This is a genomic window from Ruania alkalisoli (assembly GCF_014960965.1).
Classification (GTDB): Bacteria; Actinomycetota; Actinomycetes; order Actinomycetales; family Beutenbergiaceae; genus Ruania; species Ruania alkalisoli.
Genome location: NZ_CP063169.1, coordinates 3,325,160 through 3,347,639 on the forward strand (window position 1 = coordinate 3,325,160; position 22,480 = coordinate 3,347,639).

Genomic DNA, 22,480 nt, shown 5'->3' on the forward strand with positions numbered 1-22,480 from the left:
CAGGCGACCCGAGGGTCGGTCGGCCTTGACGAGCGCACCATTGCGGACTAACGTCCCGGAACAGCAATAGATGCATCGTTACATCAGACGGATCTTCCGCCCACGATCAGGTACGGCCCAAGGAAGGGTCGAAAGGAGCGCGGCATGGCAGTAACCACCGGAGGTCGAGGTGCACGCTCGCCCCGGCCCGAGGTGAGCGGATCGCCCGACGACGCACCGCCGTCAGGAGGCGCGACGAACACGAGCCGCTCCCCCGCACCGAACCGGAAGACGAACTGGTGGGCACGGCTCAAACGGGACAAGTTCCTGCTCCTGCTCGCCGTTCCCGGAGTCTTCCTGGTGCTGCTGTTCCAGTACGTCCCGCTGATCGGCAACATCATCGCGTTCAAGGACTACCAGCCCTACCTGAGCATCTGGGAATCGCCGTGGGTGGGCCTGGAGAACTTCGACATCATCTTCACTGGCGACCCGGCATTCATCAACGCCCTGATCAACACGCTGGTGATCTCCTTCGTGCAGATCGTGCTGGTCTTCCCCATCCCGATCGCGCTCGCACTGCTCCTCAACTCGCTGCTGAGCGAGAAGATCAAGCGGACCGTGCAATCCATCCTGTACCTGCCGCACTTCATGTCCTGGGTGATCGTGGTCGCGATCTTCCAGCACATGCTGGGCGATGCCGGGCTCTACAACACCTGGGCCCGCGAGCACAACATCTTCGAGATCAACCTCATCGGCGAACCGGAGCTCTTCATCACGCTCATCACGTCACAGGTGATCTGGAAGGACGCCGGCTGGGGAACGATCATCTTCCTCGCGGCGATCTCCCGGGTGAGTATCGAGCTCTACGAGGCTGTGGCCATCGACGGCGGCGGTCGGATGCGACAGCTGTGGCACGTCACCCTCCCGGCGATCCGCGGCGTGATCATCCTGCTGCTCATCCTCAAGCTCGGCGACGTGCTCACGGTCGGCTTCGAGCAGATCTACCTGCAACAGGCGCCTGTGGGTCGTGAAGCCTCAGAAGTGCTCGACACCTACGTCTACAACTACGGCGTCATCGGCGGGAACTGGGGCGCCTCGGCCGCCGTCGGGCTGGTCAAGGGTCTCGTGGGCGCACTGCTCGTGCTCGGCGCGAACAAGATCGCGCACCTGTTCGGTGAAAGAGGGGTGTACTCCAAGTGGTGACCGACGCAACAACGAAACGCCCCTCTCGTGGGCCGAGTGACCGTGCGGGACAGCTGCGGCTGATCAACGGCGCGAAACCACCGAACCCCCTGGTGCGCGGGTTCAAGGGCGTCATTCTGCTCGCCTGCTGCGCCCTGGTGGTCGTACCGTTCTGGTCGGTGATCGCCACCTCCCTGGCCGATCCGTCGCAGGTGCTGGCCGAAGGTGGCTACGTGATGTGGCCCAAGGAGCCGACGCTCGCCGCCTACGAGGCAATCTTCCGCGGCGGTGTGGTCACGCGAGCCACCTTGGTCTCGATCTTCGTGACCCTGGTGGGATCAGGCCTGTCCGTGACCGTCGTGGCGCTACTGGCGTACTCGCTCTCCCGGCCTGGAACCTTCGGCAGCAGCAAGATCCTGCTGCTGGTGCTGTTCACCATGCTCTTCAACGCCGGCATGATCCCGAACTACCTGCTCATCAAGGAACTCGGGCTGATCGACTCCTACTGGGCGCTGATCCTGCCCACGCTCACGAACGCGTTCCAGATCATCCTGATGCGCGGCTTCTTCCTCGAGGTACCGGGCGAGATCATCGACGCCGCTCGCATCGACGGTGCCGGTGAGCTGCGGATCCTCACCACCATCATGCTGCCGCTGTCGAAGGCTGTCGTCGCGGTGATCGCGCTGTTCAACGCGGTGACGTACTGGAACGCGTTCTTCAACGCGGTGCTCTACATCAATTCGACGGAGAAATGGCCGCTGCAGCTGGTACTGAGAACCTACGTCGTGGACGGCACTGCCGTTCAGGCCGACGTCTCCGGCGAGATGGTGCCGCCGCAGCTCTCGCTCCAGATGGCGATCCTCGTGGTCTCGCTGGTACCGATCTGCCTCGTCTACCCCTTCCTGCAGAAGCACTTCGCCCAGGGCGTGGTGATCGGTGCCGTCAAGGGCTGAGGCCCGGCGCGGGCCCTCACACCGCCCCGCCTCCCGAGGCTCCTCCCTGTCGAATCCCCTTTCCGCCGTCGAATCCCCTCTCCACCCTCCGGTGAGTGGTTCCGTGGCGGGAAGGGGATTCGGCGTGTCCGCACCGCCGTCCACAGGGCTCACCATGATGCACCCACGTCCACAACCCGAGCGCGCACGCCAGTGGGAGCAGCGCCATCAGTGCTCTGCTCAAGCGATGACACACGCCTGGAACCTCGGCAAGGACCTCATCACCTACGCTGCCGCCGCAGAGCTCGGGTTGGAGAAGCCGCTGCTGCGCGCACACCGGGACGGGCGAGTGGAGCGGGTGTCGCGAGGCGTCTACGTCCCACGCAGCGCCACGGCCCGGGGTTCGGCCGGCCAGCAGCGCGCCGCCGACTACCTCCGGCTCGTGCTGGCCGCCGCGCGACGGCTGCACTCGCCCGTGTTCACGAGCTGGTCTGCGGTCGCGCTGCTCGGGCTACCGATCGTGGGGCGCTGGCCGCAGGACATCTACGTGCTGTCACGGACCGCGCACGGCAAGCGGCGGCGTGGTCTGGTGAGCGTAGCCCGACGATCCGACGCCCCTGTGACGACGACGTGTGGCCTCGAGCTCACTGACGTAGAGTTCACGCTGATCCAGCTCGCCCGCCACGCTCCGCTCGTGAGCGCACTCGTGGCGGCGAACGCCGCATGCCTGACCCGCCAGGGCGACGACGGCCTGACCACACCGGCCCGACTATGGGCCGAGCACGAGCGGCTCCTCCCCTACCGCAGCCACCGCCGCGTGCAGGCGGTGCTCGACCGAGTCCGGGACAACGCGGAGTCCCCGCTGGAGACGCTCAGCGACCTCACCATCGACGAGCTGGGCTTCGCGGCCCCACGCCACCAGGTCCGCTTCAGCGTGTCGACCGGCTCGGCGTATCTGGACTTCTACTGGGAGGAAGCCGGTATCGGTGGCGAGGCCGACGGTGACACGAAGTACCTGATGCCGGGCTCCGATGCCGGGGCCACGGTGCTCGAGGAGAAGCACCGCGAGGACGAGCTGCGAGCGCAGCTGCATGGTCTGGTGCGGTGGAACTGGCGGGAGGCATGGCTACGGACCCCGCTGGAGGCGAAACTCGAGCGAGCGGGAGTTCCCCGCCCGCGCCTGCCTCGCCAACTCCGGTAGCGCCCGTGACAACAGCACTGAGCGCGCGGAATCCCCTTCCCGCCATCGAACCACGCTGCGGAGGGCGGCAACCTGGTTCGATGGCGGAAAGGGGATTCGGTGGCAGGGAGCGGCCGGGAAGAGGGCCGGCGAGAGGGAAAGGTGCGGGGGCGATCAGACCTGCTGGACGACCAGCTCGGGGCGCTCGACCTCTTCCTCCTCCGGCATCGACTCCTTGCTCCGCAGGCTTACGCGCAGCCCATCACCGATCGCCGGGTCCTGCCGGACGACCACCGCGAACGCACTCGTGCCGGCGGTCAGCGCATCATTGACCGCCGCGGTCACGTCCACCTCGATCCATCCGTAGGACGAGGTCACCGTCGCGGTCCCGAGCAGCGATCCGAGAGCCGGTCTACTTGCCCAGGTCACGGTCGCTTCGTCCCAGGTGGCCGGGATCTCGTGCATATCGAGGTCGATCTGGCTGCCGCCCGGGTCATCGACCTTGCCGTAGATCCGCACCGTGGCTGACGCCGCGGCGGCGGTGACGTCTGTGAGCGGGAAGCGGAGCATGGCCTCCCGCACATCATCGGCAGCGGTCGAGGCCATCACGATCATCGAGGCGATGCCACCGTAGTTCGCGGAGCTGTAAGCCCCGCCACGGACGGTCGTGTCCCCGTCGGTTTCCGCTACCACGGGTGGGTTCGGATCGAGCACGGTGACGGCGTCCCTCGCCCACACCTGCCAGCGATCTGTCGTACGCACCACCGCCGCGACGAACGCCGTTCCAGGAGCCACAGGCGTCACCTGCCCGTTGGCGTCCACGGTCAGCACTGCGGTGTCGGTGCTGTGATAAGTCACGGTGGCTCCGGAGAGGTCGGCCGCAGCGCCGTCCGTCATCCTGCCCGAGACCGACACCTGCGCCGACCCGGTCAGCTCGATCTCGGCGAGGTCCGCCGTCACTTCGACCGCCGCCAGCCGTGTGGTGATCGCAGTGGAATCCGGCCAGGCACCGCTCGACGTGAGCACTCGCGCCTCGGTCACGCTCATCCAGTCGTTGGAGCTGTTCCCGAACCCGACGATGCGCACGTAGCGCGCGGTGGTCGGCGTGAAGGTGTGGTCTTCCAGTGCCAGCGTGGTGCCCGAGCTCTGCGCGGCGAGCACGTTCGTCCAGGTCTGCGCGTCCGAAGAGACCTCCACCTCGAAGGTGAAGACCCGCTCGTCCCCGCGCGACCAGGCGATCGAGACGCCGTCCACGCTCTGGTCCGAGCCCAGGTCGAGTCGCAGCCACTGCCCGTCGCCCTTCGCAGACCAGAACGTCGCGTCCCAGCCGTCGATGGCGAACTCGGCAGGGTTGGTGCCGATGATGCTCCCGAGCACGGGAACCTGGGGCGGGTGCGCGAGCCGCACGTGATAGCGGGTGGTCGCCGAGCCGGGGCGCGAGGCTTCCACCACGGCCGTTCCGGGCAGCGCCGAGGCAGACGTGAGGCTCACCTGGGTGTGACCGGTAGCCCCGGTGGCGCTCACCTGCGGGACTGTGGTGACGCCGTCGGGAATCTCCACCTCGTAGGTGTACACCTCGGGATCGAAGCCTCCGACGCTGACGCCGTCCACGGTGAGCGTGGCCAGCGCCGCCGGCGGGTCGGGCTCGACCGCCCACTGCGAGATGGGGGTGACGACTGGAGCGGCCGGAGCACTCTCCCAGTCGCGCAACGGGGTGAGCAGCACCGCCAGAGTGCCGGAGGTGGCGGCGTCGACCTCCACGCCGAGCTTGATGGTGCCGAGGTTGCGGTCCTGGTTCCACGGATCGGGCGAGTCCCACGCGGGCCGGGCGTCCATCACCCAGAACCGGGCACCGGAGGAAGGGCTCAGGATGCGCGCCTCCACCCGCCCTTGGCCGAGGTGGCTGAGCACGGCGCTCTGCCCGTCCGGCGCCACGTCCACCCTGGCTCGCGTGTGCAGGTACCACCAGGCTTCGGTGGCACTGCTCGCGGTGTACTCATCCTGCACGAGCACCTGACGGCGGCCGCTCAGCAGCCGGATACCGCGCAGCCAGGACGTCACGCCCCGGTCCGTCGCGGCGGCGGAGAGGTCGGCCACCAGGAGTGCTTCCGTGGGCGCCGCCTCCACGCGGGTCACGCTGCCCGTGGCGGAAACCACCTGCTCCTCCGCCGGCCCGGAACCGAACACCACCGTGTTCTGGCCCTCCGTACGCTTGCGGTAGTAGTTCCAGCGGGCGCCACCGGGGCCGTCCTCCCAGTACCTGCCGACGTCATAGGCCTCCGCGCCCAGCTCGAGCGCCCACCGCCGCCCGAGCGCATCGAGCACGAAGGCGCCCATGTCCAGGTCACGGTGCCCGGCGTCCGGGGTGCCGCCCTTGACGGCGGTGAACACGGCTGCCGGATCCTGCCAGGCACTGCGCGTGGTCGCCACGAGCCCGCCGAAGTCCCGCTCGCGAGCCAGACCGAGCGTCGTCGGGGACTGCGCGGCACCGGGCTGGTACCAGAGCAGGTGGTAGGCGCTGAGGTTCTCCCGCGCCCCCTCCTCTCCCCACCAGGCGAAGACATCCTCGGAGTAGCGCTCGGCGAGCCAGTGCATGGCGTGTGGGGAGCGCGCGTCGTCCACGGCGTCGTAGAAGTTGAACCCAAGACCAGTTGGCCCGGTGAGATAGAGCGGGAAGTAGCCGGTCTCCGACAGCCCGGGTGAACTGGACAGACCTTCGTCGCTACCGACGGCGGTCACCAGACCGGCCAAGTACGGTGTCAGGCTGCGGATGGCGTACTCCCAGTACATGACACCCTCGAGGTAGCCGCCGTCGGCGTCGATGGCGGCCAGTCCGTTCGGGAGGGACGCAAGGGTCTCCTCCAGTAGCGCTTGGCACTGCGGGACCACCTCGTCGCCGATGGCCAGGCAGGCCATGCCGATGCCCGAGTTGCAGACCAAGTTCCAGTTGGAGAGGGACTCGTGCCAGGCACCCGGCGTGGCGTACTGGGTCTCGGCCTCGTCGAACCCGAGCGTGACCATCGCCGTACGCAGCATCGTACGCTGGGGGGCGGTGTAGTAGTCGTAGCCCCAGTCGTACCCGATGGCGAAGGCGTGCAGCAGCTCGGCCGTGGCTAGAAAGTTGCCGGGTTCCCAGCCGGGGAATCCCGCGGCGGCTTCGAGCTCTTCCCACATCCGCTGCGCGTAGGAGGCATCCTCGTCGATGAGGAAGAGAAGGCCGAGGGTGCGGACCCGGTCGAGTACCGTCCGGGCCACGGGCAGCAGGGAACGGCCGTCTTGCTGCTCGTGGACACTCACCGCCTCGGTGCAGATCTGGTCCGCATCGGCGCGTAGGCGGCTGCACCAGTCCTGGGCGATGGGGTCAGTCGTGACCAGACTCTGCAGCGGGGCGATATCTGCCTGGTGGAGCAGCAGACGGGGGTGGGCCGGGTGCAGATCCCCGGTCAAGGAGATGCTGCCGACGGTGCGTGGCGCCGGGCCCGGCCGCGGGCCGCCAGCAGCCTGTGCGGCGGCGGCGACTGCCTGACCGAAGGCGGCGACCGCGGAGGCTCCCGCGATGAAGCCGCGGCGGCCGATGGTAAGCGTGTCGTGTGTCATGTCAGACCTCTCTGTCTGGGAGCACGCGCATCGAATCCCCTTTCTCCGCCGAACCGCGGTGGGGAGGGGCGCGGGGGATTCGGCGGCGAAAGGGGATTCGATGGTTCGGTCGGCGCCGGGTGGGAGTGCTCCCCCACCCGGCGCCTCGGGCCTACACCAGCCGACTCAGCCGTTCGCCTCGGCGAAGGCAGCCTCGTACTCGGCGCGGATGTCGTCGCCGCCTGCCTCACGCCAGGAGGCCACCTCGGCATCCCACTCATCCAGCGAGCGACGCCCGGCGATGACGTCGATCTGGAAATCGCGCAACGCACCGTTGATGGTCTTCCCATCCGTCGCGTCCAGGTTGGAGAACAGCCCCACGGTCGGATCGGGGATGACATTCGGGATGACCGTGGACTGGTAGTCGTGCTGGGACCGGGTGGCGGCCTCGTTGCCAGGTGCGTACACGACGCCGTCGGAGTCGGCGAGGTACTTCACCGGCAGCACCGTCTCCACACTGCCCTGGTCGGTGAGGATCGGGTCGCTACCGTCCAGTTCGTGGTGCACCCCGCCCTCACCGAAGTGACGGAACAGGTACTCCGCGGTTCCGAACGGGGTGGCCAGGTAATCGGCGATCGCGAGCAGCTCCTCGATCCGACCGGCGTCGGCCTGCTTGAACGAGAGCATCCCAGTGGTGACCGAACCGGCAGTGTGACCGCCGGGACCGCCGTCGTAGCCTGGCATCGCCAGACCCATCGGCTCGTAGCCCGGCACGTCGGCACCCCAGTCGTAGAACTTGTTCCAGCCCGCGGCACCGGCGCGGTTCAGGCTGATGGTGCCGGCCGTGAACCAGTCGTTGCGCTGGTTGTTGTTGGCGCTGAGGGAGTCCGGGTGGAAGACGCCCGCCTCCCACATCTCGGTGACGTCGGCGAGGACCTGCTTGTACTCCTCGGTCTCCATCACGTGAGTGAAAGAGCCGCCGTCCTCCATCCAGGTGGCGGGCAGGTGGAGCATCTCCTTGACCGCCTGCAGACCGGCGCCGGGGTCAGCCATCGCCCACCGGTTCTCGCTGGCGTTGGACAACTCGCCGACGAGCTCGCGGAACTCGTCGTAGTCGGCCGGCTGCTCCGGCAGGCTCATGTCCTGCAGGATGTCGCGACGTGCGAAGAGCACGGTGCCCACCAGTGGCCGGGCGATCGGGATACCGAACAGCCGGCCCCCGAAGACGCACGCCTTCCAGCTGACCGTGGGCAGTGCGGCGAGGCCGCTGTACCGCTCCACGGCCGAGCCGCCGAGGTACTCGCTCAGGTCCTGGAACTGTGCGGCGAGCAAGTCAGGCAGATTCGGCTGCGGGGTGCGCACGACCGTCATGTCCGGGACGTCACCACCGGCGATAGTGGTGGCGAACTTGTTCGGGTAATCCCCACCGGGTGAGTAGGTGAGGTCGAGCTCGACTCCGAGCCTCTCGTTCAGGGTCTGCCAGTAGGCGTTCTGCCCGAGGCCCGGCGCGGCCGCGTCCCAGGTGAAGGTGAGCGCCGAGACTGTCCCACCCTTTCCGGGCGCCTCGCTGTGCACCTGGACCGGGTCGGCCGGGTAGCTCAGGAACCCCGCCTGTACGCCTGCCTCGGATCCGGGCAGGTCGGGCTCGACGAAGGAGCTCGCGACGAAATTCGGGATGACGTCGCTCGGAGCGCTCCCGGCCGACGGATCGGGCGCACCGGTTTCCTCGCCGGAGGACGAACCTCCGCATGCTGCCAGCGTTCCGGTGGTGCCGAGAAGTGCGGCACCACCGAAACCTTGAAGAATCCGACGCCTACTGATCGCGGTTCCACTCATGACCAACCTCCAGCTCTGTGGCTTCGCTGCGCTCTGGTGCACGGTCGCGGACGGGGGTTCCGCTCTCGTGCGGGTAAGGGATGGGTTGTGCTGCCGAGCGGCGGGCGATGCGACCAGCCACACAGTGCCACATCGAACCGTCACTCTGTGATGCATCGATGCATCAACGTGTAGCGTGACTCTAGCCACAGCGACAAGACATCGTCAAGGCCGACTCGAGGAGCCACCCACCCGATGAGTGACCACACCACCGGACTGATCGACGCTGAACCCGATTTCAACACCTGGGCGTTCTGGTCCACGGCGAGTGCGGAGCAGCAGCAGGCGCAACGTGCACGCCTGCACGCCCTCGCCGACGGCGGAGCTCACCTCGGCGAGAACTGCGTGGTCTCCGAGTGGGCCGCCTGCTATGCCGACTCGCTCACGCTCGGTGATCGCTCGTACCTGGCGGCCTTCAGCTACGTGACCGGAGATATCGAGATCGGGGCCAACTCGACCGTCAACGCCTACGCCGTCGTCCGCGGGACGATCCGGATCGGTGACGGCGTGCGGATCGGCGCCCACACGGCACTGCTGGGCTTCGACCACACCTTCGCCCCCGAGCGCCCCGTGCACGAGCAGCCGGTAACGAGCGCGGGCATCACCATCGGCAACGACGTCTATATCGGCTCCCACGTCAGCGTCGTCGACGGCGTCACGATCGGAGCGCACAGCGTCATCGGCGCTGGATCCGTCGTCACCAAGGACGTCCCGGAGTGGTCGATCGTCGTCGGCAACCCGGCCCGGCGCATCCGTGACCGCCGTGACAGCCGTGACAGCGACGGTTGGTCCAGCCCATCGAGAGCCCTCGCCCAGCTCGCCGAGCGGGCCCGCGAGGAAGCGTCAGCACTTCTCGCCCGCTGCTGGGACGAGACCACCAGGACCTTCTCGGACACCCCGGGGGCCGATCCCACAGTCCGGGCGCTGTGTGACGCCGTCGAACTGGCCGACCTTCTTGGCCTCGGTGTTCCCGAGCAGCTCGAGCGGGAGGAGATCGTCGAGACGCTGACACGCTCCCAGGATCCGGCCACTGGCCTGATCCCGCAGCTGCGCAGCACGATCGCGCAAGCCGCGATGGAACCGACCGCGGCAGATCTGGGCGGCGGACCGATCCGGTACCACCTGCTGTGCGCCGGATACGCGCTCGACCTGCTCGGAGCGCGGTTCACCCATCCGATCCGCGTGGTGGATGAGCTGCGCGGGGACGCGATGATCGCCGCGGTCGAGCAGCAGCCATGGTCCGAGCGCGCCTGGGGCGCAGGCGACTGGGTCGACTCGGTCGGCACCGCCCTGCTGTGGAACCGCGACTGGTTCGGCCGTACCGGACCGCTGGAGACACTGATCGGCTGGCTGCACCTGAACGTCGACCGGCACTCGGGCATGTGGGGCTCACCGCGACCCAGCGACGGGCTGCGGCAACCGGTGAACGGCTTCTACCGCCTCACCCGCGGCACATTCGCACAGTTCGGTCTGCCACTGCCACAGCCGGAGCGCGCGATCGACACCGTCCTCGCCCATGCCCGGGACGACCGCCGGTTCGCACCCGCTCGCGCCACTGCGTGCGACGTCCTCGATATCGCCCACCCGCTGTGGCTCGCCGGCCACCAGACGAACCACCGTCGCAGTGAGGTTCGCGCCTGGGCGGCCGCGCAGGTACCGCGACTGGCCGAGGCGTGGCACCCTGGCGCTGGGTTCGGCTTCGCACAACGCGCCGATGCGCGCGGCGATGCCACCCCGAGCCTGCAGGGCACCGAGATGTGGCTCGCGATCGCCTGGTACCTGGCCGATCTGCTCGGCGAGTCCGGAGCCCTGCGCTACGAGCCGCGCGGGGTGCACCGACCCTGGGCGCGCTGACCACAGTAGTCCCGGGCGCGCGAGGGCGCCCGGGCCAGGCTGGGGAAACAGGAGTCCAGCGGCACCGCTCAGGGGAGCTGCAGGGCCGGCACCGTGCCGGTGCGAGCCTGGGCGTACCACTGCGCGAACACCTCACCATCGGGTGTCAGATCCGCCCGGGCCGTAGCAGCCGGTACCGCGACCACCGACCGCTCGGTGCCTGAGGGGCTGGCCTGCACGGCGCGCAGATCCTCCACCATGGCCGCCAGCTCCCAGCCGATCGGCTTGACCGCGCCATCGGCGTCGAACAGGCCAAGGGAGTACTCCAGCTCGGGGAAGTCCGGCATCGCGCGCGTGACGTCGTGGCTGCACCACCAGGTCACCGCTTCCAGGCCAGGAGCCCCGGCGGCCAGTTCCAGTGTCCGCCGCAGGAAGTCGGGCGCATAGCGGGAGGGCACATGCGAGATCGGGGCGCCCACTTCCTGCAGCCAGACGGGTCTGCCGGGGCCCGAGTGCGCCGCAGCCAGCTCAAGCAGGTAGCGCGCGAAGTACGGCAGTGCCTGCTCCACCTCGTTCTCGTAGCGGTCCCAGTTCTTACCGAACACCCACGAGTGCACCGTGGTCATCGCCCCGTGGCGCACGGCGTGCGCGGGCCCGAAGGGGTGGGAGTCGACGAACCACAGGTCGTCGTCGAAGCTGTGCGAGTGCCGCCCGTGCGGCCATGCGACCTCCGCCGCCCCGATCAGCTCGGCCAGCCAGCCGTGCACCTGGTCCGAACGCACCACGTGCCGATCCGGGTGGCGCGGAGCGGCGAACTGGGAGAACTCATTGCCCAGCCCGATCCCACGAGCACCGGGAAGATCCTTGACGGCGCCTGCGAGCGCCGTCACCAGCGCCACCTGGCCGGAGCGCACGTCGGGATCGGTGAACAGGTTCCGGCGGTGCCAGCTCGTCACCCAGGCCGGTAGATAGTCGAAGCTGGACAGGTGCCCGTTCAGGGCGTCCACCCACACGTCCAGTCCGCGCTCGCCCGCCGCACTCACGACGGCGGCCACGTCGGCGAGCGCCTCAGCCCTGATGACAGCACGGTCCGGCTGCAGGATGGGCCAGACGGGGAAGATGCGTACGTGATCCAGGCCCAGCCCCGCGATCGCGTCCAGGTCGCGACGCACCTCGTCGAGGTCCACGGAGTACCAGGAGTGGAACCACCCGCGCCGTGGCGTGTAGTTGACGCCGACCTTCATCGGACCACCTCCAGCCGGATCGTGGCCACCTGGAACGGGCGCAGCCGCACCGCAATCGGCCCGTGGGCCCCGGCGCCGCCGGCCAGCACGCTCGGTTGCACTGTGGTCTCCTCCGTGAGCGGTCGTTCGTGCAGGTCTGTCTCCACCACACCCATCGTGGCGAACGACGGCGTCAGGTGCACCTGAGTACGCCGGCCGTACGGCTCGTAGAGGCGCACCACCACATCCCCGCTGCCGTCCTCGGCGAGCTTCACGGCCTCGACCACCGCGCCCTCGCTCACCGTGAACAGCGGCTCGAACTCCCCACCGGGCACTCTGCGCAGCGGCAGGTTGGCCGCGTAGCCTGCGGCCACAGTGGCTGGGATGTCCGCTCCCGGCAGCAGCCGGAACGCGAAGTGGTGGCTGCCGTGGTCGGTGCGCGGGTCCGGGTAGGCCGGTCCGCGCAGCAGGCTGGCGCGCACCAGGTGGTAGGTGCCGCCGCCGGGGCGGGAGTGCCTGGTGAGGTCATAGCCGTAGGTGGCCTCGTTCGCCAGACCGACGCCGTACCCGGGCTCACCCACGTGCAGCCACCGGTGCGCGTAGACCTCGAACCGGTAGAAGTCCCAACTGGTGTTGGTGTGGGTGGGTCGACTCAGGTGCCCCATCTGCACTTCGAAGCGGGCGTGGTCGGTGTGCACGTCTACCGGCCAAGCCACCTTGAGGAACTTGTCCTTGGCTGCCCAGTCCACATCCACGCCGAGGTGCAGACCCGGCTCCCCGGCGCGCAGGCTGAGCGTCTGCACGATCGGGCGGCCCTCGAAGCGGCGGTGCACCGTGACGGTCGCGGAGCCCGCGTCGGTCGAGGCCTCGATCCGTTCCACCTCGGTGAGGTCGACCACCGTGTTCCGGTAGAACGGATCCACATCCCAGGCGTCCCACATATTCGGGAAGTCCTGGTGCACCTGGAGCAGGTTGCCCCGCTCCCCCGGCGGGATCACCTCGCGGCCGCACGTGCTGTCCACGAGGGACGTGATCAGGCCGTCGGAGTCGATACGCACCCGTAGGTGCGCGTCCTCGAGAACGTAGGCTCCGCCGTCGGCATACACCCGGACATCTCCGGAGGCCGGCGGCACCACGGCAGCCCCGAGGGCCGGCACACCTCCCCGGGCGTACGGCCCGGCGTTGACCGTGACCTCACCGGACTGCTCCGCGGCGAGAGCGGCGAGGCTGCGCTCGATCACCTCGGTGAGCCGCTCGGCGGCGGCGGCGAGATCAGTGAGCACGTCCTGGTACACCCAGGAGATCGAGGTGCCGGGCAGGATGTCGTGGAACTGGCCGAGCAAGGTCGTGCGCCAGCACTCCTCGAACAGGGCGCGGGGGTAGTCGAGCAGCCCGCGGACCGCGGCCGTGGTGGCCCACAGCTCGGCTTCGCGGAGCAGATGCTCGGCCTCGCGGTTGGCCCGCTTGATCCGCGCCTGCGTCGTGTAGGTGGCGCGGTGCAGCTCCAGGTACAGCTCACCAGACCACACCGGCGGATCCGCGTATTCGGCCTCGGCCTGGGTGAAGAACTCCCGCGGACTGCCGAGGCGCACCTGCGGGGAGCCGTCCAGGTCGGCTGCACGGGTGGCCTGGGCGAGCATCTCCCGGGTGGGACCGCCCCCACCGTCGCCATATCCGAATGGCACCAGCGAGGTGCGGGCGGCACCCTTGTCGCGGAAGTTCGCCGCAGCGTGGTGCAGCTCCTTGGCGGACAGGTCCGACCCGTAGGTGTCGGCGGGCGGGAAGTGGGTGAACACCCGGCTGCCGTCGATGCCCTCCCACCAGAAGGTGTGGTGCGGGAAGTCGTCCACCTGGTTCCAGGAGATCTTCTGGGTGAGGAACCACCGTGCCCCGGCGAGCCGGGCCAGCTGCGGGAGCGCGCCCGAGTAGCCGAAGCTGTCCGGCAGCCACACCTCCTCGCACCGGTGGCCGAAGACGCGCTCGAAGAAGGCACCGCCGAGCACGAATTGACGTGCCATGGCCTCACCACCGGGCAGGTTGGCGTCGGCCTCCACCCACATGCCCCCCACCGGCACGATGCGCCCTTCGGCCACCGCACGCTGCACCCGGGTAAACAGCTCGGGTTGGTCCTCTTCGAGCCAAGCGGCGTGCTGGGCGGCAGGGAAGGCGAACACGACGTCGTGCCCGTCGGCCTGCAGGCGCAGCACGTTCGCGATGGTGCGCGCCACCTTGCGGCGGGTCTCGCGCAGCGGCCACAACCAGGCGGAGTCGATGTGCGCATGCCCGACGGCCACTAATTGGTGCGCGCTCGGCGCCGCCGGTGCGGCGAGTGCTCCGGCGATCCGGTTCCGGGCTTCCTGAGCCGTGCCGGGTATATCCGTCAGGTCGAGGGCGTCCAGGGCGCGGTCCAGGCTGACCCGCAGTTCGGCGCGGCGGCCGGAGTCAGCCGGCAGCTCCTGAGTGAGCCCTTCCAGTGCGGTCAGGTCCGCCACCAGTTCGCGCACCTGCGGGTGGACGCGGACGATCTCGGCGCGCGTGAGCCGGTAGAGGGGGGCGTGGTCCATGGTGTGCCGGTCCCCCCGCTCAGTCGGTACGAACGGTGGCACGTCGAGCAGGATCGGGTTGGCTGCCGCCTCCACGATCACCTCGAACCGGCCGTCGGGGCCGAGCTCCACCGGGATCCAGCTGTTCCGCGGATGGAGCCCCTTGATCACCGTGCCGTCTGGGCGGTACACGGTGCCTTCGGACTGAAAGCCGGGCGAGTGGTCCTGCCAGCCGAGTTCGACGACGGCTTCCAGCAGCCCGCCGCGTGCTTCCGGTGGCACCACGGCGCTGAGGTGGAACCAGGTCGTGCCCCAGGCCGGCCCCCATGCCTCACCGACGGCGACCGGCCGGTAATCGAGGTCGCCTGCGGCGGTGAATCCGATCGGCTCCCCCTGACCCGGCACGCCGGCGGCAGGTCCGTCAGCCGCGGTCACCTGCGCGGCCCGCACCTCCAGGGCGACCACCGGCTCCGTCTGCGCAGGCGCCACTCGTTCGGCGAGGTGCCTGCGCACCCGTCCCGCGTCTATGCCCTCGTGCCGGTGCATCGGCATCCTCCTGCTTCCTTGTACGTCACATCCTAGATTTCCGTGGACCACTGTACTAAAGCGGTTCAGTCACTTGCTCCGCCGCCGCGGTCACGACACACTGACGCCCGTGAAGCGCCCCACGATCCGCGACATCGCCCACGCTGCCGGTGTCTCACCGGGTGCTGTCTCGTTCGCGTTGAACGACCAGCCCGGGGTCTCTGAGGCGACCCGCGCGCGGGTGCGGAAGGTCGCCGACGAGATCGGCTGGCAGCCCAGCGCCGCCGCCCGCGCACTGTCGAACAACCGGGCCCAGGCGGTCGGCCTGGTGATCACCCGACCTACCGACACGATCTCGAACGAGGGCTTCTACCTGCGCTTCATCGCCGGGGTGGAGCACGTGCTCACCCGGCAGCACCAGTCGTTGCTGCTCCAGATGGTGCAGACCGAGGAGGAGGAGCGGCTCGCTCACGCGCGCTGGTGGTCCGGCAAACACGTGGACGGGGTGATCCTGACCGACCCGCGGGAGCAGGACGATCGCCCGGCCGCCCTGGCCCACCTCGGGCTGCCGTGCACCGTGGTAGGAGTCTCCACAGCGTGCTCCGGGCTCGCAGGCGTCGGGTCGGTGGTCACCGACGACGCGAAGGCGATGCGGCGAGTGGTGGAGCACCTGCACGAGACCGGCCGGCACCGGGTGGCGCATGTGGCAGGACTCAGCGGTCTGGTACACGTGGAGACCAGGCGCCGAGCGTTCCGGGACGTGGCTGCCGAAGAAGGACTTGACGTCGTGGCCTCGTGGACCACTGACTTCACCGAGGACGCCGGGCGCCATGCCACCGCTGAGGTGCTGCGCGACGCGGGAGAGGAGCACGTGGACGCGATCGTCTTCGACAACGAGCTGCTCGCCCTGGGCGGACTGGTCGCAGTCCACGACGCCGGCCTGCGCGTGCCCGAAGACGTCGCCCTGGTCTCATTCGAGGATTCCCCCGTGTGCCGGGTGGTCTCTCCCCCGCTGACCGCGTTGTACCGGGACCCGGCCGATCTGGGCCGGATGGCGGCCGAGGCGCTGCTGGCCACCATCGAGACCGGTGTCGCCCAGCACCTGACCGCACCGGCACCGTCCATCGTGCCGCGCGGGTCCACCTCCGGCTGACTCACCGCCGCCGCATCTCGCCGAACACCTCGACCTGCCGCACGTGGGCATCGTCGAGGGCGCGCAGCCGCAGGGCCCGCAGCCGGGGCGCCGGCAGCAGCCCGGGCACCGTCTGGTTCGACCACGCCGGGTGCAAGTCCAGCGGTGCCACCGACCGCCACCGCTCGCCGGTACGGATCTCGACGGCGAAGCGCGCCGGGGCGTCCAACGTCACCGTCAGATGGTCCGCATCGACCAGACCAGGCCAGGTGAGCGTGAGCGCCACCCCCGCTGGCCAATGGACGACGCCACTGCCGTCGTCATCGACGAGCGCCGCCATCGTGGCCGGCCGGACGGTCGCGCGCGGCGTGGCATCGACCAGCCAGCCGGCCTCGGGCACGTCCACGGCCGCACCGGCGGGACGAGATGCCGCACCCCAGGACGTCGGGGCTGTGCTCAGCTCGACCTCCACGAGGCAGTCACCCCGTAAGGTCTCGACGGCGATGCTCACCCGCTCCCACACCTGGCCGTTCACGCGGACGGAGGCGATGTAGCGCGCCTCCCGCAGAGTCGTCCCGTCCGGCCGGGTGGTGCGTACCTGAAGGACGGTGCCGTCCGCGCGCGTCCAGCGCATCTGTTCCAGCAGAGGGGCGGTCAGCACGAGCTCGCCGCTGCCCGGGTGCAGCGGGTAGAGCCCGAGAGCGGTGAACAGCCACCAGGCAGACATCTCCCCGTTGTCCTCGTCGCCCGGGTAGCCCTGCCCGATCTCAGCCCCGGTGAAGAGCCGTTCCAGCGCGTCGCGGGTGAGCTCCTGGGTGCGCCACGGGCGGCCTGCGTGCAGCTCCATGAAGGGGATGTGGTGCGCCGGCTGGTTCGACAGGGCGCACATCCCGGTGCGCAACGATCGCGCCTCGGTCATCTCGTGGATCACGCCGGGGTAGGTACCGCACCAGGCCTCAGCGGCAGTCTCCGGCTCCGCGTGCAGCCGGTCCAGGTGCGCGGCCAGCCCTCCTCCGTGCCGTTGGTACAGCGCCGCCATTCCGGGGCCGTCGTGCACGGTCGAGACGCTCATCCCCCACGCGTTCGTCTCGGCGAAGTCACCACCCCAGCGGGCCGGGTCGAAGTCCCCGACGGCGGAGCTCGGCCTGTCCTGGACGTCGCGCCCTCGGAAGAAGCAGGTGCCCGGGTCGAACAGTCCCCGGACGGCCAGGGCACGGTGGCCGAGGTAGCGGGCGTCGGCTCGCCATTGCGCGGCGCGCTCGGGGTACCCGAGGGCATCGGCGCGTCGGGCGAGGTCATCCGCCCAGCGGGACATGGCGTCGTCGCACAGGGCACTCTCCACAGACCAGCTGAACCCCTCCGGGACATCGTCGGTGACCCAGCCGCGGAAGCGGGAGCGAGCCAGGTCACGGCGCCCGACGGCGGGCTCGTCGGCCGGCACTGTGGCGTCACGCAGGGCGCTGTCGTAGGCGGTCACCTCGTCCCAGCCGGGGATGCGATAGGTGGCGGCATCGGCGAAGACCACGTCGGAGGAGGTGCCCACCATGCAGTCGGCGTAGCCGGGGGCAGCCCAGCGGGCCATCCAGCCGCCGTCACGGAACTGCGCGAGGATCCCCTCGAGCAGCCCGGCGGCATGGTCGGGAGTGAGCAAGGCGTAGGCGGGCCAGCAGGTGCGGTACGTGTCCCAGTACCCGTTGTTGACGTAGAGCGGTCCGTCGACGGCGGGAACCTGGTCGACCTGGCCGGGCACGGTGCCGTCGGTGCGGCCATAGAGGTCGGCGTGCACCCACCGGACGTGATCGATGGTGCCGGCGTTCTCATGGGCGAGGCTGGGCCACAGGTACAGCCGAGCCAGCGCCGTCCGCGCGGTGCGGGTCTGTGCGTCGGTGGCCCCCAGCAGTTCCAGGCGTTCCAGCAGGGTGTGCCACTGCTCGCCGGTGCGGCGGCTGAGCTCGGCGAACGAGTGCGGGCGGTTCTCCTGCTCCAGGGTGCGCAGCGCCTGTTCGTGGGAGAGATAGGAGAAGGCGAACCGGAGCTCGAGCACGTCCGTCGGCGCGACCATCAGCACGTCACCGGTGGCGCCCGACGCCCGCACCACCACGGCGCCAACGGTCTCGACCACCACGTGCCCGACCACGGGGCGGCGCTCAGGCTCACCCACGCGCACGGACCGCACGCGCACCCGGACGCGGCCGCCGTCCAGGTGCTCGACGCACATCTGCCCGTCCGGGGCGCGCAGGGCAAGGGCCGGAACGCCCGTGACGAGGACCGCTCCGGTGCGTTCGGTCGCGGTCAGCTGCACCGAGCCATCACCGGGGCCATCGCCGGCGCCGCCACCGGGCAACGGATGGCGGTAGCGATGCGGCCGGTCTGCCTCGGCGTCGTGGTCCAGCGGCACCGGGATGTACCCGCCGTCCACATCACACGGCAGCACCTGCAGCCAGGCCGGGCCACCCAGCCACGGGCTGGGCCGGGTGGTCACCGCGACTCCCACCAGGTTGGTGCTGTGCCAGCGGTAGTGCCAGCTGGCGTCATCGGCGTCAGTGATCGGCCCCAGGTGGATCATGCCGTGCGGGGCCGCGACCACAGGCGCCGTGTTCCCGCGGGAGTGGGCGAACCCGGAGTGCGAGCCACGGATGGTGGACACCTGGTCCAGCACGTCCTCCGGCAGCCGTTCGGCCCTGACCTGACGGGCCTGCACCCACCCGGTCACGCCGCCGCCGTGCACGCTGATGTGCCGCGCCCCCGCCGGTGCAGTGAGCAGGTTCCACTGCTCGGCCAGCAGGGCGCCAGGGCTGCTGCCGTCCACCGGGTTCCCGGCCTCGTCGGCCAGCCATGACTGGCCGTCCGGGCCGTGCGAGCGGACCTCCACGGTGACGTCGGACTCGTCCCCGACAGGATTGGTGCGGGCCGGGTAGATGGCTACCTGGAGCACCTGTCCAGAGTTGCCCACCTGCCCGGCCGCACCGGTCACGGCCAGGCGAGGGACGCCGTCGTGGGCCTGTGCAGGCGGGCCGTACCGGGCGACGGGCAGATCCGTCCACAGCCCAGCGTGCGGGCGGGAGCTGGGCGGAGCCGGCGGTCCGGAATCGGGCACGAGGGTCAGTGGCGTGGGCACACGGTCGATCATCCCTTCACGGCCCCGCTGTCCACACCCCGGAAGAAGTGCCGCTGCATGACAGCGAAGAGGATGATGATCGGCACCAGGGCAATGATCGTTCCGGCAGCGATCTCCCGCGGGTTCGCACCGAGCGCGGAGTTCAGGTACGCCATCCCGACCGTCAGTGTGTACTTGGCCGGATCGGAGAGCACGATCAACGGCCACAGGTAGTCGTCCCAGGCGCCGATGAACGCGAACACACCGACCACCGAGGCCATCCCGCGTACGTTCGGCCAGACCACATGCCGGATCCGTTGCACGGTGCTGGCGCCATCCAGGATCGCCGCGTCCAGCACGCTGGTCGGGATGGCGCGACAGGCGGTCATCATCAGCAGCACGTTGACTGCCCCGATGGCCCCAGGGATGTACACGCCAGCGAGCGAGTTCGCCAGCCCCATCCCGTTCACGAGGAGGAACTGGCTGGTGAGAGTGACCTCACCCGGCAGGAGCAGGGTGGACAGGAACAGCCCGAGGACGATCTTGCGACCGCGGAAACGCAGGCACCCGAGCACGTATCCGGCCACCGTGGCGAGCACCACGTTGGAGACCACGGTCGCGATCGCCACCATCGCCGAGTGCATCGCGTAGCTGTACACGGGCACGAGGTTGTTCACGGTCTCGTAGGCGGCGAGTGTGGGATCGTCCGGGATGAACGATGGCGGAAATGCGGAGATGTCCTCGTTCACGCTCTTCAGCGAGGTCGACAACTGCCACAGGAATGGCCCCACGGACAGCAGCACCAGCGCCAGGAGCAGGACGTACCGGCCGATGAGACCGGCCAAGGTGGGCCGGGTCATATCGAAGGCCTCCCGGCGGCGCCACGGCCTGCGCTGCGCGCGCTGGATCGCCTCCAGCGAGAGACGTTTGTCGGTCACCTCACTCATCGGGCGCCCTCCTTGTTCCGGTTGTTCATCCAGGCGATCGTCAGCAGCGGGATCAGGGTCAGGAAGAACAGCACCACACTGATCGCGGAGGCGTAGCCGGTCTGCCCGTTCAGGCCGGACCCGACCTGGCGAACCAGCATCACGATGGTGATGCTCTCCCCACCGGGCCCGCCGGTCCCGCCGGTCAGGATGTCCATCTCGGAGAAGATGCGCATCGCCGCCACCGCGATGAGCGCGCTCACCAGCATCATCGCTCCACGGACACCCGGGATCGTGACGTGCAGGAACCGCTTCCACGTACTGGCCCCATCCAGCGCGGCCGCTTCGTGGAGCTCCGGGCTAACCGAGGTCAGGGCGGCCAGATAGACCACCATGTAGTAGCCGAGCCCCTTCCACACGGTCAGCAGGATGGCGCAGAAGACCACCAGCCACCTGTCCACCAGAAAGGGCACCGAGTCCTGGATCAGGCCGACGAACTTCATCGCCTCGTTCACGATGCCCCGGGAGCTGAACATCCAGGTCCAGATCAGCGCGACCACCACCACCGAGGCAATGACCGGGAAGTACGCCACCGTGCGGAAGAAGGAGATCCCGGGCACCCTCTTCTCGACCAGCAACGCCACACCGAGCGGGATGAACGTGAGCAGCGGCACGGAGACGATCACGTACACGAACGTCGTGGCGATCGCATTCCAGAACAGCCGGTCGTCAAAGAGACGAACGTAGTTCTCCAGCCCGATGAACGCACCGCCGCTGAGCGGACGGGAGTCGGTGAAGCTCAGCACGATGGTGTTCAGGAACGGAAAGATCGAGAACACCAGCACCCAGATCACGGCGGGGCCGATCAGCAACCAGGGGGTATACCAACGCTCTGAACGCATGCAGAGCTCCTTTCGTGGACGCGGGGGTGACGCTGCAAGATCGTCAGGGCCGCTCGCCGGCCGACTCCCGGACGTGCCCGTAGGTCAGCGGGCGACGGGTCACCGGGCCGGCAGCGCCTCGGCGTGCTGCCGGCCTCACCTCTCGGCGATCGGATGCCGGCACGGGACCGGCCATTGGGCACCCTGATCAGCCCATGGTGGTGGTGGCGTTCTCCACTGCGCGGTCAAGTGCCTCCTCAGGCGTGATGTCGCCGCGAAGTGCCAGCGAGATCTGCTGCTGCGCGAAGGTGTTCATCGCGTCGGTCCACTCCACCGGCTGCAGCTGCTGCGCATCCGGCAGCGCCGTGGCGGCGATGTCCACCGCATCTGCCACGAGCGGGTCCTCGATCACCCCGGTGAAGGACTCGGGGTTCTCATTCGCTTCGAGCGTGCCGGGAAGGAAGCCCTGAGCGAGCTTGACGAATTCCACCTGGTTCTCGTTGTTGGTCACGTACTGCGCGAACGCGAGCGCCAACTCGGGGTTCTCCGAGCCGGAGGCCACGGAGATGCCCTGCACGAACAGCGGCGCGGTACCGATCCGAGGGGACGTCTCGGTGATCTCCACCAGGCTGGGCGCGTTGTTCTGAAGCTCGGTGGCAAAGCTCGCGGTTCCGGTGGTCCACGCCACCTGACCCTGCTGATAGAGCGTGGCGTTGCCGGCGTAGTCGTTCGACAACGTCTCGGCCGGCATGGCACCCGCCTGGTAGAGGTCTGCGTACTGCTGGATGATCTGGGCCGCCTCCGGGGTGTTGAAGACCCACTCGCCGTCCTGCAGGATCTGCACCCCCTCGGCCGCGAGCTCGCCGATACCGGGCGTCGTCGAGAAGAGTGGTAAGGCGCCGTTCTCGCTCATCGTCAGCGCCGCGTCGACCATCTCCTCGAAGGTTGTGGGCACCTCGTCCACACCTCCCGCGGCCATCTCCTCGGTGTTCCACCAGTTCAGGTCAGTGCCCAGGTACCACGGGTAGCCATACGCCCCCTGCGCACCGTCGAAGCGGTAGGCGTCGACGCCACCTGTGGTGTACACCCCGAGCGTCTCGGCGTCGGCCGCTTCGAGGTCCACCAGCGCACCCACCTCATTGAGCTGGTAGGCGAAGTTCGGAGGGATGTTCACCACGTCCGGAAGCTCTCCCGTCTGCACCTGCTGGAGCAGCTTCTCCTCGTACCCCTCGCCGGGCTGATCCATCCAATTGATGGTCGTGCCTGGGTGCTCGGCCTCGAAGGCAGCCACCAGGCCCTCGAAGTACGGGGTGAACTTCTCGTTGCGAAGGGACCAGGTCTGGAAGTCGATCGATCCGGAGAGCTCTCCGGAGGTATCGATCGACTCCGAGTCCGCACCACCCCCGTCCTGCGGGCTCATTCCACACGCGGCGAGCATGGCCACCAGGGCGGCCGCGCCGAAGCCGACGACGCCGTTGCGCTTCTTCATCACATCTCTCCTTCGAGCATGTGACCCGGACCTGCGGTGGCCGGGTCGGTGTGTGCCGGGAACGAAGGTGGACGAGGACCATGGGCTCCGTCGCCACTCCAGCACTC

General features: G+C 69.0%; 13 protein-coding genes. 5 read left to right on the forward strand and 8 right to left on the reverse strand.

The window, feature by feature from the left end:
* Window positions 1–144: 144 nt before the first annotated feature.
* The 3 genes from IM660_RS14750 to IM660_RS14760 all read left to right on the forward strand — a co-directional run bounded on the left by IM660_RS14750 (window position 145) and on the right by IM660_RS14760 (window position 3,294).
* A complete protein-coding gene (locus IM660_RS14750) occupies window positions 145–1,182 on the forward strand; it encodes an ABC transporter permease (RefSeq protein ID WP_193496605.1) in 1,038 nt (345 codons plus the stop codon).
* Complete coding sequence (locus tag IM660_RS14755; RefSeq protein WP_246464970.1) at window positions 1,179–2,114, forward strand: carbohydrate ABC transporter permease; 936 nt, start codon at window positions 1,179–1,181, stop codon at window positions 2,112–2,114. Before IM660_RS14750 ends, IM660_RS14755 begins: the two co-directional genes overlap by 4 nt.
* A gap of 226 nt (window positions 2,115–2,340) precedes the next feature.
* Window positions 2,341–3,294 carry a type IV toxin-antitoxin system AbiEi family antitoxin domain-containing protein gene (locus tag IM660_RS14760; protein ID WP_193496607.1) on the forward strand — a complete coding sequence of 318 codons (954 nt, stop codon included), beginning with the start codon at window positions 2,341–2,343 and terminating at the stop codon, window positions 3,292–3,294.
* A 153-nt stretch (window positions 3,295–3,447) separates the two neighbouring features.
* Here the strand turns inward: IM660_RS14760 and IM660_RS14765 are convergent, their stop codons facing one another.
* Both IM660_RS14765 and IM660_RS14770 read right to left on the reverse strand, forming a co-directional pair.
* The gene (locus tag IM660_RS14765) at window positions 3,448–6,870 is read right to left on the reverse strand and encodes a CBM96 family carbohydrate-binding protein (RefSeq protein ID WP_193496608.1); all 3,423 of its coding nucleotides are present in this window, start codon (window positions 6,868–6,870) and stop codon (window positions 3,448–3,450) included.
* 165 nt (window positions 6,871–7,035) lie between these two features.
* Window positions 7,036–8,685, reverse strand: a complete 1,650-nt coding sequence (locus IM660_RS14770) for an extracellular solute-binding protein (protein WP_193496609.1) — start codon at window positions 8,683–8,685, stop codon at window positions 7,036–7,038.
* Window positions 8,686–8,919: 234 nt separating this feature from the next.
* On the opposite strand from IM660_RS14770, the gene IM660_RS19960 reads away from it, so the two are divergent.
* Window positions 8,920–10,578: an acyltransferase gene (locus IM660_RS19960; RefSeq protein ID WP_193496610.1), complete on the forward strand. Its 1,659-nt coding sequence runs from the start codon at window positions 8,920–8,922 to the stop codon at window positions 10,576–10,578.
* A 68-nt stretch (window positions 10,579–10,646) separates the two neighbouring features.
* On the opposite strand, the gene IM660_RS14780 is transcribed toward IM660_RS19960, so the two are convergent.
* Together IM660_RS14780 and IM660_RS14785 are read right to left on the reverse strand one after the other, a co-directional pair.
* Complete coding sequence (locus IM660_RS14780; RefSeq protein ID WP_193496611.1) at window positions 10,647–11,801, reverse strand: glycoside hydrolase 5 family protein; 1,155 nt, start codon at window positions 11,799–11,801, stop codon at window positions 10,647–10,649.
* The gene (locus IM660_RS14785; protein ID WP_193496612.1) at window positions 11,798–14,869 is read right to left on the reverse strand and encodes an alpha-mannosidase; all 3,072 of its coding nucleotides are present in this window, start codon (window positions 14,867–14,869) and stop codon (window positions 11,798–11,800) included. The genes IM660_RS14780 and IM660_RS14785 overlap by 4 nt, the downstream gene beginning before the upstream one ends.
* Window positions 14,870–14,978: 109 nt before the next feature.
* Between IM660_RS14785 and IM660_RS14790 the strand changes: the two genes are divergently transcribed.
* Entirely contained in the window at window positions 14,979–16,001 is a 1,023-nt protein-coding gene (locus IM660_RS14790; RefSeq protein ID WP_193496613.1) for a LacI family DNA-binding transcriptional regulator, read from the forward strand.
* A 1-nt stretch (window position 16,002) separates the two neighbouring features.
* On the opposite strand, the gene IM660_RS14795 is transcribed toward IM660_RS14790, so the two are convergent.
* The 4 genes from IM660_RS14795 to IM660_RS14810 all read right to left on the reverse strand — a co-directional run bounded on the left by IM660_RS14795 (window position 16,003) and on the right by IM660_RS14810 (window position 22,373).
* Window positions 16,003–19,098, reverse strand: coding sequence for a glycoside hydrolase domain-containing protein (locus tag IM660_RS14795; RefSeq protein ID WP_193496614.1), 3,096 nt, complete (start codon window positions 19,096–19,098; stop codon window positions 16,003–16,005).
* Window positions 19,099–19,106: 8 nt separating this feature from the next.
* Complete coding sequence (locus tag IM660_RS14800) at window positions 19,107–20,024, reverse strand: carbohydrate ABC transporter permease (RefSeq protein WP_193496615.1); 918 nt, start codon at window positions 20,022–20,024, stop codon at window positions 19,107–19,109.
* Complete coding sequence (locus tag IM660_RS14805) at window positions 20,021–20,905, reverse strand: carbohydrate ABC transporter permease (protein WP_193496616.1); 885 nt, start codon at window positions 20,903–20,905, stop codon at window positions 20,021–20,023. Before IM660_RS14805 ends, IM660_RS14800 begins: the two co-directional genes overlap by 4 nt.
* A gap of 187 nt (window positions 20,906–21,092) precedes the next feature.
* Window positions 21,093–22,373, reverse strand: coding sequence for an extracellular solute-binding protein (locus tag IM660_RS14810; protein ID WP_193496617.1), 1,281 nt, complete (start codon window positions 22,371–22,373; stop codon window positions 21,093–21,095).
* Window positions 22,374–22,480: the final 107 nt, after the last annotated feature.

Bases quoted from the DNA above. Each gene is read 5' to 3' on its own strand.
- IM660_RS14750 (WP_193496605.1), top strand. From the start codon at position 145: ATGGCAGTAACCACCGGAGGTCGAGGTGCACGCTCGCCCCGGCCCGAG.
- IM660_RS14760 (WP_193496607.1), top strand. From the start codon at position 2,341: ATGACACACGCCTGGAACCTCGGCAAGGACCTCATCACCTACGCTGCC.
- IM660_RS14765 (WP_193496608.1), bottom strand. From the start codon at position 6,870: ATGACACACGACACGCTTACCATCGGCCGCCGCGGCTTCATCGCGGGA.
- IM660_RS14770 (WP_193496609.1), bottom strand. From the start codon at position 8,685: ATGAGTGGAACCGCGATCAGTAGGCGTCGGATTCTTCAAGGTTTCGGT.
- IM660_RS19960 (WP_193496610.1), top strand. From the start codon at position 8,920: ATGAGTGACCACACCACCGGACTGATCGACGCTGAACCCGATTTCAAC.
- IM660_RS14780 (WP_193496611.1), bottom strand. From the start codon at position 11,801: ATGAAGGTCGGCGTCAACTACACGCCACGGCGCGGGTGGTTCCACTCC.
- IM660_RS14785 (WP_193496612.1), bottom strand. From the start codon at position 14,869: ATGCACCGGCACGAGGGCATAGACGCGGGACGGGTGCGCAGGCACCTC.
- IM660_RS14800 (WP_193496615.1), bottom strand. From the start codon at position 20,024: ATGAGTGAGGTGACCGACAAACGTCTCTCGCTGGAGGCGATCCAGCGC.
- IM660_RS14805 (WP_193496616.1), bottom strand. From the start codon at position 20,905: ATGCGTTCAGAGCGTTGGTATACCCCCTGGTTGCTGATCGGCCCCGCC.
- IM660_RS14810 (WP_193496617.1), bottom strand. From the start codon at position 22,373: ATGAAGAAGCGCAACGGCGTCGTCGGCTTCGGCGCGGCCGCCCTGGTG.